13 protein-coding genes are annotated in these 10,633 nt (G+C 36.3%); all 13 read left to right on the top strand.

Annotated elements, in window-relative coordinates:
* Positions 1-177 (top strand): ATP-binding protein (locus tag FA045_RS18580; RefSeq protein WP_169305096.1); only part of this gene is annotated, 177 nt, incomplete at its 5' end.
* A gap of 295 nt (positions 178-472) precedes the next feature.
* Positions 473-646: a hypothetical protein gene (locus tag FA045_RS18930; protein WP_169305099.1), complete on the top strand. Its 174-nt coding sequence runs from the start codon at positions 473-475 to the stop codon at positions 644-646.
* 160 nt (positions 647-806) lie between these two features.
* Positions 807-1,442, top strand: a complete 636-nt coding sequence (locus tag FA045_RS18575) for a hypothetical protein (RefSeq protein WP_136878581.1) — start codon at positions 807-809, stop codon at positions 1,440-1,442.
* Between the two features lie 5 nt (positions 1,443-1,447).
* Positions 1,448-2,062 (top strand): hypothetical protein, encoded by a 615-nt coding sequence (locus tag FA045_RS18570; protein WP_136878580.1) that lies wholly within the window; start codon positions 1,448-1,450, stop codon positions 2,060-2,062.
* Positions 2,063-2,172: 110 nt separating this feature from the next.
* Entirely contained in the window at positions 2,173-2,976 is an 804-nt protein-coding gene (locus tag FA045_RS18565) for a DUF2971 domain-containing protein (RefSeq protein WP_136878579.1), read from the top strand.
* A 141-nt stretch (positions 2,977-3,117) separates the two neighbouring features.
* Positions 3,118-4,386 carry a hypothetical protein gene (locus FA045_RS18560; RefSeq protein ID WP_136878578.1) on the top strand — a complete coding sequence of 423 codons (1,269 nt, stop codon included), beginning with the start codon at positions 3,118-3,120 and terminating at the stop codon, positions 4,384-4,386.
* Between the two features lie 298 nt (positions 4,387-4,684).
* Positions 4,685-5,242 carry a hypothetical protein gene (locus FA045_RS18555; protein WP_136878577.1) on the top strand — a complete coding sequence of 186 codons (558 nt, stop codon included), beginning with the start codon at positions 4,685-4,687 and terminating at the stop codon, positions 5,240-5,242.
* A gap of 45 nt (positions 5,243-5,287) precedes the next feature.
* A complete protein-coding gene (locus FA045_RS18550) occupies positions 5,288-5,980 on the top strand; it encodes a hypothetical protein (protein ID WP_136878576.1) in 693 nt (230 codons plus the stop codon).
* An 839-nt stretch (positions 5,981-6,819) separates the two neighbouring features.
* Complete coding sequence (locus FA045_RS18545; RefSeq protein ID WP_205943195.1) at positions 6,820-7,995, top strand: TlpA disulfide reductase family protein; 1,176 nt, start codon at positions 6,820-6,822, stop codon at positions 7,993-7,995.
* Between the two features lie 131 nt (positions 7,996-8,126).
* On the top strand, positions 8,127-8,726 hold the full coding sequence (locus tag FA045_RS18540; protein WP_136878574.1) for a hypothetical protein: 600 nt from the start codon (positions 8,127-8,129) through the stop codon (positions 8,724-8,726).
* A 186-nt stretch (positions 8,727-8,912) separates the two neighbouring features.
* Positions 8,913-9,638, top strand: a complete 726-nt coding sequence (locus FA045_RS18535; RefSeq protein WP_136878573.1) for a hypothetical protein — start codon at positions 8,913-8,915, stop codon at positions 9,636-9,638.
* A 148-nt stretch (positions 9,639-9,786) separates the two neighbouring features.
* On the top strand, positions 9,787-10,290 hold the full coding sequence (locus FA045_RS18530; protein ID WP_136878572.1) for a hypothetical protein: 504 nt from the start codon (positions 9,787-9,789) through the stop codon (positions 10,288-10,290).
* A gap of 205 nt (positions 10,291-10,495) precedes the next feature.
* A partial coding sequence (locus FA045_RS18525) for a helix-turn-helix domain-containing protein (protein ID WP_169305084.1) occupies positions 10,496-10,633 on the top strand: 138 nt, incomplete at its 3' end.

The raw sequence follows: 10,633 nt of genomic DNA, 5'->3' as shown, positions 1-10,633 counted from the left end.
ACCTCACTTATCATTACCTCACAGCTGCCAGTAAGCAAATGGCATGAAGTGATTGGTGAAAAAACCATTGCCGACGCAATATTGGATAGGATTGTTCATGATGCCAACCGTATTGAACTCAAGGGAGAATCAATGCGGAAGAAAAGGGTGCCTGTGCAAGAAAATAGCTTCCAATAAAAAACAACTTTAAATAACTACTTTTGTTAACGCTTCTATAGCATTTGCAACGTTCGTTCGCCAGCAAATTAGGTGGTCAGTTTGCCACGGAATCACATGGTCAGTTTCTCCGAAATATACAACTACAGTGCTATTGAACCATGAAAAGCTCAAAACCAATGAAACACTGATCAGCGAGTTTCTCTGTTTCCACTTCAACATAACGTTTGGAAGGAACAAGAATGGCTACCACCTAATCTACTTTAATTACGATGAAGAAGCAATTTCAAAGTTTGGCACTAGGGTATTTAACCAGATGATTAGAACGTTGATCACCATTTCTGCGAAGGACGTAACAGAAATAAATGTAGAAGAACGCATTAGATGTGCTACCGAACCATCTGATGTGCACAACTTTCTTTGGAAACGATTGATCGACGGTGAAAAGCAGCACATTTCTATTTCTACAGTTGAAGGAAAGGCAAGCTAAAATATTTAGGAGCTAACTACTCCTAAATTTCATTGTTGTTGTTTATCTTTACGGTAAACAACCACGATAAGAAGAAACAGAAATACCTCAATTAACATATTTAAGATAATAGCGTAGCTATCGTTCTTGCACCTCAGAAATCCTAGGAACATTTCAAACATTGCAACAAGAACAGATTGGTTCTCGCCTGCGCAAAAGCGTAGGTGCTGGCCGTCTGTTGCAATGGGCCCTCCTAGGAGCCTCTGAGTGCAGATTGGTTCAGTTCCCTGCGCTTTCCGCATTTAACCGAGTTGGAACTATCGGTTTAAACAGAAAACACATGTTAAAATTTAACCAACTCTTATTAACTTTCATCGTACTTATTTCAATTGGATGCAAGAACTCACCAGACGGTGACTATTTAGTTTTTAATACAGAAACAACACCTAGCTATGGTAATCCAGAGCCATTTCACGATTATAATGCGTCAAGTAGAATGCGTGAAATGTTTAAAGGAAAGGTTTTCAACCTACAGTTCAAACCTAACTATGTTATCTTAAAGGAAGACGGCAGTAGCGAAGAGATGATACTCAATAAAGATGCAAACTCTGAATTAAATGATAAAATCTATTTACATAACTATACCAAGGATGGTCAAAAGGTTGAGTTGCGATTAAGTGATTATCTCACAGAAGAAAAAGTCAGAAACCTGACCTTAGGTATCGTCATTACGAAACTTGATACCGACTCGCTTGGTCAGCCATCAGATGGGAAGTACGGAAGAATTTTTTGTGCATTAGAGAAAAGGACAAAATAGGTGTTATGATGTTATACGTATTTCCCCTGCTAATCATTGCACTTGCAATAGGCAGCTACATCCTGGGCAAGAAAAACGGGATGGTTAAAGAGGTGATTAAAACCATACAACTGCCACCAGTTGCCATTGAGGAAACCAATTTATATGCTGATGAAACATCGTACCAATTTGAGATAAGGTGTCACAACTCTATTGTTGAATACCTAAACGAACACCGATTTGTTTATTATAAGTATAATAATTCATTTCAGGTAAATATTGAACTGGAGGATGGGAGCACCTTCTTGATCAATATCGATTGTGTGCACAATCTTAAATGTATCGAGTTCAGATCCAAGCTAACAAATACCGTTGTACCTCATTACAAACTTGGCGAGGTAGCCGAACTGATAAACAGATTGAATGCCAAAGTAATGCTTAATCCATATTATCTAGATTATGGAAACAGGACTATAAACATTATTACCAGTTACTTTGTTGGCGACCACAGGTGTTTTAAGGAGTATTTAAGTTTTTATTTAACATCCAACTACAAAAGCTTAATAGCTAGAAGAAGTTTTCAAAGAGTGATCATTGAAGATGATGAACCTGCCTTAGTAGCATTAGATTTTGCCAACTAAAAATTGAGAGCTGTATCGAAAGATATGGCTCTTTTTTGTTATACTTGTAATTGATATATTACTCTTAACTGCAAAAACATACTTAACAATAGATTTTATAACCTCTCAAAATGGCAGATCAAAAACTTTATCATTATACCTCAAGAGGTGGCTTATTAGGTATGGTCAACAGTAAATCTTTATGGCTTACACATATGATGTACATGAACGATGCTGTCGAATATCAGTATGGACTTGACATGGTAATTAAAATTCTGAAAGAGCAGTACGACAATAATTTAGCCAGCCAGTTAATTGATGCTGTTGAACGGAACAAAGAAATCCCCTCAATCTTTTCATTTTCTCTGTCTGAAAACAAAGATACTTTAAGCCAATGGAGGGGTTATTGTCCCAATGGTGGTTATTCTATCTCATTCGATGAAGCCTTATTAAAAGAGTCCATAGCTGCAAATGCAAATACAACATTAAGGAAATGTGTATACACCGTCGAGGAGATTGTAGCGATTGTCAAAGAAGATATTGTTAGGATGACCCCTGAAGCATACTTTGAACAGAGAGAGTTAGAAAAAACCAGAGGTACATCCAAGCCTCTCAGTGGTCTTCCATATGAATTAATCTCCCGTGCATATCAACACATACCATATATTAAAAATCCTGCCTTCCATGAAGAAAAAGAGTGGAGAATAGTTGTAGCTGAACATCATGAAAAGCCATTTCGATATACTGATAATGTTCAATTCAGAGAGGGTAAAAGCTCACTAATACCATTTGTAGTTATGGATTTAAAGGATAAAACTATTAATGAAGCGATTATTTCACCCACTCTTGATGAAGAATTAGCAATCCAGGCTTGTAAAAAATTAATAGGTATTAATGAAGTTTCTGCATCTGAAATACCTTACAGAAACTGGTAGCTTTATTATAAGTCATTTTCTGTTATTCCCAAGAAGAGGCATCCGCTCTTTGGTGGCTTGCATCAAAAGATGGTATGCTGTGAGATCTTTTATAGTAATACATATTATATACCTTAGTACTACCAATAGTTATCGTAATGGATGAACACAAATAAGCAAAAACCTTACTTAATTACTCTTATCAAATGTAGAGTAGTAGAGAACGAATCCGCGCACCATCAGTGTATTTGGTGTGGAGAAGTCAATAAAAAAAATGTTGCTCACATTGTTTCAAGAAAGCTCATTAAGTCAGAACATGAAGTAAACAAGCTCAAACGTAGCGTTTGCACAACCTGTAACTCTTTCTTTGGTAATGGTATAGAAGATTGGATATTTAAATACACACCAGTCGCAACTTGGGCCAACCAAGTTTTCAATAAAGCTAAAACTCTATCGAATCTACGATATGTGCCTAATTTTATATGGATGGACAGCATCAATGAATGGTTAGTAACTAATCATGATTATGTTAGGGATCTACTTGGTAACCAGTTGATTTTGAACTCTAAAGAAGATTTGATTTACTTCTCAGGCCATTTGGACCATGACACTCCAGAGCTGGCTACGAAAATTATGAATTTAATAGAGGATGACATTATGGATGGTAGATTTACCACCTATATCGAAGCTAAGTTACCCGATAACTTTAGTCCAAGAGCTTTCCAATATAAGGGAAAGGTTATTGTTCTCGGCAGAACACAAGAAGCATTAGCAAGATTATTGGCAGCTGTCGAGCAACAAAGGTCAAAAAACCTAAGATTAGAATCTCACACCTTTCCAAAAATTAAAGACTATCATACACACTACTCTTGGTCAATCAAAAGGTATCTTAAGCTTTGCAGCAAGATCGCATATGAGTTTTTGACTTTAATGGAAAGTGACAACTTCTGCAAGAATATTGAGTTTTCAAGCTTTAAGTATTGGATGCTACATAGCAATAACTATGCAAAATCAACATTGCCATACGTTGAAGGTAAAGGATTCAATGCTCAGGGCTTACTGCCAAAGAACTGGCTTTCTTTAGTTGATATGAGCGATGCTCCTGAAACTTTTCCAATACTCATATCTCCAAAAAAAGATTGTCATTGCATATTTATCTATGAGGTATCTGGCTATTTGCTTTTTAATGTTCAACTTTTTAATGTTGAACCAGCATTAATGATTGTAGCTAAAAACATAAAGCTAGAGCACATATATTACATTGAATACAATTTCATTGAAGACACATTCAATCTATATACCAGACCCAAGAGCTTTAATAAATTAGACAACCAATCTAAGTATGATGAGTTCATCGAGCAAGGCAGAACCTCCAACAATGTAGCATGTGCCTACTTTATGGATCAGACACCTCCTACGCTCTTTTGTTAATTTTATATGGATTACATGTAGTATGAAGAACTTCGACACATTCCTATTCATAGCGTTTCACTTATTGGTGGCTTAAGCGAGGAAGGGCTTTTTTTAGTCGCTTGGTTAAAAGTGAAGCTTCTTTTTTAGAGCTATCTATAGAAAGAAATAAGTTGGTGATATATAATTTGTTATTTTATTTATACATTTAACGTAGGTTGAAGATCATCAGACTCATCAATAGGAAGTAGGATGAATAGGTTTGATAGGGTTAGAACCAGATATAAGTCAACGGTAATTTTAATACAACAGACAATTTATGAGTTCAATTTTTATTTCACACCGAACTACCAACGGACACAGTTGGACGATTACATCAAAGCTCGGGCATATTCTTAGGATAGCAGAAAAAAAATATGGACCTAGAGACTATACATATACAATTTTAGGAGTTGAACTTAATCAAGACGGCCATCCGAGAATATGGTATCCTGGCGACTGTAAAAATTTAGTAATTCAAATTTCAATGAACTGCATTAATGACATTGATAGGGCTGTTTTTCAAGTTGCTCATGAAGCTATACATTGTTTATCTCCAACAGGCACAAATAGAGCCAATGTTTTAGAAGAAGGATTAGCAAACTTGTTCTCAATTGAGTATACATTGGCAAATGGGAATGGAATATGGACTTCAAATGACCAGAAATATACTGACGCAAGTGAATTAGTAAAGCAACTACTATCGTTTGATCAAGAAATAATTAAGAAGCTACGATTGGCTCAGCCCGCAATTTCTTCTATTGACAAAGAACTGATCTTAAAAACTAATTCTAATGTTCCTGAGAACCTTGCGGAGCGTTTGACAGTAATATTTTAAATCAACTAAAAACCTTCGCCAACAGCGGTTACATTTATAAAATCCATGGAATATTACTCGCTACACTACGGAATAAAGAACATTGGTCGAACAAGTTTCCCTCAGGCTCAGGACATTGAAATGGAGTCTGACCGAAAGGTAACTGATAAAGATTTTATCTGGAATGTTGAGGGTAATGCTTTCCCCGACTTCAATCCATATATTGGAACATTAGTACTACGGAATGGTGCTGCTGTAACTGACTTTATAAGTTCCGCTATAATTTCAGTTGGCTTTGTTTGCAGTGGTAAAGTACAGGAAATAATAGCGAACTATGATACAGCTAACATTCAATATTATGAGGTTGGCATAAAACATAAGGAGCTTTATCACCCAAATTATAAGTTGCTACATTGCGTAAATAGTTATACAGAGCGAGTCGATTTTACTAATAGCATATTTAGAAAGACAAGGGTTGAAAACAATACTAAAGTGGGTGAAGTTGTAGCAATAGGTAGCATTGGACAGTTTAGAGCCTTGTACGAAGAACTAAGGAAAAACAGGTATGGTGACTGGACCTCCCTTGTACCTGTAAATATCAAATTTAAAAATGATTATTACCCAGAACATGACATTTTCACCGTGTGGGGTATTACAAATAAAACTTACATCTCTGCACGACTAAGGACCGCCTTCGAGAAAGGCAAAGTAACAGGCGTAATGTATGACTTTGACGGGGAACATACGGACTTCCAATAACTAACTTAAACTAATATCAGCTTTAAGTCAAGCCTCTGCCAAAGTAAAATTCAATAATTTAATGTTATTTATTAGAATAGTGTGATGAGGTTCTTCATCCTTAATTCTAAGAAACGTAGGTAAATCTTTGTCTTCATTCCCAAGAAGAGGCATCCGCTCTTTGGTGGCTTAAGAGTTCTGATGCCCTCCTTGTTCATTGGTTTATAAGGTGAAGTTGATGCAGTGCTGTTTTTATAGTGTAGTGCCGAGCATTCGTTCTTAGGAGGGGGGTGTGGTATTATCAAAGCAAGTCGCCGGAACATCGGTATTCACTCCTCGTAAGTTTGACCAACCATCTACGCCAGATACTCCGTACATTTTATTCCCTACGCTTTTAATATTAAACCCCTTCAATAAAAAATGTGCATACTCTATTCCCTTGCTTCGACATCTGTCATGCTGCTTGTAGCAAACAAATTCACAGTTCATGCGGAATTGTCTCCACCTTTTAGGCTTACCTTCTTTTCTGTTTAAAAGGTGGTCATTCCTTGTAATTTTGCTCACCTGCGTATCGTCGTGGCTTCAAGATTGTCACGCCATTTGATGTTCCAACACACAATCCTTTCAAATGTCTTGCCAACCTCTCGTATAGAACATAGTTTGAATCGTGCAATTGCACTTCTTTTCAAACACCACTCCTCAGTTCGCTGATGGTGAGCGATAATAAGTGTTCATAGACATCATAGTAAGTAAATACAACATTGGTGAATTTTAGCTTCAACTCGGATCGTTTGCGCAGAACACTTTCCACATTTGTTTTAATTACTTATATTACTATCGAAATAGAACCCCTGTTAACAATGATAAGGATTAAAGTTTTACAAATACTTGCTGTCGCCTCATTATGTTTTTCATGTAACCAACATCCAGACGTAACTAAACTGCTCGTTACTGGCTCGGTTAATGACAGTTTGGAAGGAACAACAGTTTATCTTAAACAGAATCTTGTAGCACTTGATAGTGCTGTGATCAATAACGGGTCATTCTCCTTGACCGCAAGAGTATGGAATAATAACATTTGCGAACTTTACTTTGGTGATAAAATTGTAGGCACACGTAACTCATGGTCTTATCAAATTCCTTTTTTTGTCGAACATGACTCATTTTATAAGTTTCATGCAGAAGGAAGAAAAGATATTAGGGATCATATTTATATGATTGAGACTAATTCCAATAACGCCAAGAAGTTTCTTGAATTCGACATTGAACAACATAGAAGGAATAGAGAGTTGAGGAATAAAATAAAGGTTTTTGAGCTGAAGAGTGAACAAGCAGGATATTCTAGCGACAAAGTACTACTCAAGGTTTTTGATGACTCAGTCACGAGGTATCAACAGTTGGCGAGTACCCTCATCTCTGATCTGTCTAATGAGATGATCCAGAAAAACCCAAACAGTTACCTTTCAATTTATCTGCTATCGGAGGCTAAAGATCTTGAAACAAACAGAGACTTTTATATCGCCATTGAAAAACGTTTAACTGGCAAATTCCGTGAAACTCCAAAGGCTAGGGAATTCATTACCAAATTAAGCAAATACAGAACAGACCTACCGGTCACTATAAAAATCGACGCTGTGGGTACTAATGATAAGCCTTTCAATTTAAAAGATTTTAAAAATGACAGATTGATTGTGGTTGACTTTTGGGCGACATGGTGTGCACCCTGCATAGAAGTGATGCCGTCTGCAATAAAAAAGAAAGACAGTCTATCGATTAAGGATGTTGGTTATATTTTCGTTTCCTATGATTCTAGAGTGAAAACGTGGAAAAAGCAAAGTTCTGATTTGGATCTAACTCATAGTTATAGATTAAAGGAAGAAGCAAAACCATACCTAAACCAAAATCTGAATATGGCTACGATCCCGAGGTATATTTTGATAAATAACAAAGGTGATGTTTTAGTTAAAGATCTTCCAGGCCCCAATGATCCCAGGTTCATGAAGACAATCACAGATATCCTGATTAAGCAACAGTAACATATTAACCGTTAATAGTTATTGAAGACTTGCAATTCTGTTCGCTGTGGGTGAGCCAGTGCTCAAACTTATCAACACTACTAACTAATTCGTTTTGCGTTAATATCTTTACTATATAAATAGACATCGATATGGAAGGAGATAATGAAGAATTTCAACACATCACAGAGTTTAATAGACTTATTAAAAAAATACAACAGGTAAAGAGTCTTAGAGATTATTGTGTGAATAATAATAAGGAACCAATTGAGCATGAAAAGCAGCTCCAGGAACTTAATCAACAATTAGAAATTGTGAGCCAATCTCTTTCAAATTTCAACCCTAGTCCTACAACGCTAAGGCGATATACTAATTTAGCGAGGCAACTGGGAATCTTAATCGAGAAATTAAAGTTCGGTAGGTATGGAGAGAAGATTGATAGAAATGACGGACTTATATTAGAAAACTACGTTTATAATACAATCTTGCAAGATATAGATGGTGTATTTACAAATGAGTTCATTGGATGTTCTGTACCGTATTATAAATATTCAATTGAAAGTGATTTTGACCACGAACCAATAAAAGCACTTCTCACAGAACTTAAACAAGAGGTGGTATCCAACCCCAGACCTCCTATTAACTATGTTGAGTTGCATTATATCCATGAACAAATCGATGAACGAATTCTGGAAGTTGCTAGAAATGAATATAAAGCTAATAGGATCAGAGAAAATATCTTTAGGTACTGATATGCTTTCAAATTAATGATATGTCAAACAATAACATAACTAACTGGAGGAGCATTGACTACAGAACTTATGGACAATGATAGAAAGTTGGCGAAAATCTTTTTGGCAAGCTAATGAAATTACTAACGATTAATTTAATTAGATCATCTGGTTGTTGTATTTACCATTGAACCCATATCTAAAATAATGAATGAAATAAACAATGTAAGCGATTCCCTAGAAGCCTCAATTGCTAAAGACAATTTATTTGATATAGTTGGAAGCTTAGGAGATTATTCATTAGATAAACTTCTAGATTTAGGCGAAGGTATACCCATTATCTCTTATTTCTCTAAAGGTGTAAAGGCAACCATCGCAGTCAGGGATATGCTATTCCTAGAGAAGGTAGTCGAATTTCTCCGTACAGTTGGCGAAGTCCCAACTGAGCAGAGATTAAAAATGATCGATAAAATTCAATCGGACAAAAGCTATAATGAAAAGTTTGGCAAGGCATCAATGATAGCACTGGAACGATTTAATGATGTCAAAAAAGCGAGGATTTTAGGTCAAGCAGCAAAGTATTTATCAAGGGATGAATTGACATTTAGACTTTACAAGCGACTATCGTTTACATTGGACAGATTATATATTGATGACTTATTGTTTTTTAGCTCAACACCCGTCATCAGCAGGCTGCCAGTATATCTGAAATCAGATCTAGAGACATTAGGTTTAATCAAGAGTGAAATTGTGACGAAGAAAGTTGATCCTCGCACCAGTTCCAGAGGTGCTGTCCAAGTTGATGCAAAGATAAAATGGGAGATTACCAGACTTGGTATGTTCTTTAAACAAATTGTTGAAGATAAGCCGTTAGAGCTTTTTGGAGGACGCAAACCCGAATTCCCTGTGGGTTTCAATGAGCCGGAAGAATGAGTAAATAAAGATCTTCTTATTAGCTATGACGTTTAAAAGGTGAAACAACTTCTTAATATTTTACGTGCTTCACCCTATAGTTCAGCAAGTGAGAACAGTCCAAACCACAATATCCAGAATTTTTTATCAGCCCATTAATGTACAACAAATGAAATTACTTGGTTATAACGTTAACAACTCCACGGCTAGTGAAAGTGCTGAAGAATATCCAGAGAGATACCACCATTTCGCTACAATCACATTTATTAAGGATGATAATGGTCAGGGTACAGCCCAGCTACGGATGATTGATAAAGATGGCGTAATAAAATCAACATCAATTAATGATTGGGAATTGTCTTCAGTAGTTGAATTTACTTATGGATGGAAAAAATCCGAGCTGTTTTTAAGAATCTCTGACCCTAAGGGGATAATCAAGAATATCGACATTGATATAGAAGAAGGTTCAAGATCAGCATATTGGGGTGTTTCACTGCTTAGTGCAACTATGAAAAAGGTAATAGAAGTTTCAAGGCATCGATCTTGGAGTCATTATTTATTACAGGTAGAGATTTTAAAGGCTACGGAAGAACTTAATAAGATATTACTGGAAGAAGCAGCAGCACGGGCTAAGCTCAAAAAGCTAAAGATGGAATATACAGAATTACAATAACACTATATCCCGGTTTATCATTTCTTTCGTTTATAAGGTGATACCTGGAGATTTCGCTGAAACTGACCACCCCATTTCGGTTTAAACTGACCACCTATTCCGCTGGAAACTGACCACCTGATTTCGGACTAAACTGACCAGTTTGGAACGGGGCCAAATGCTATTGGAGCAACCCTATTTTTGATGGATATATAATCCCTCCGAAATGGCCAATTCCACGATTAGCATGAGCAAGATAAGACAGATACTCAGAATGTACAGCCAAGGGCGGAGCAAACTTTCCATTGCCACCCATACCGGTGTTTCCCGTAATACTGTAAAAAACTATATAAACGCATTTTCT

It is taken from the genome of Pedobacter cryotolerans, from assembly GCF_005116475.1.
Classification (GTDB): domain Bacteria; phylum Bacteroidota; class Bacteroidia; order Sphingobacteriales; family Sphingobacteriaceae; genus Pedobacter; species Pedobacter cryotolerans.
This window is presented reverse-complemented; position numbering and strand designations above follow the sequence as displayed.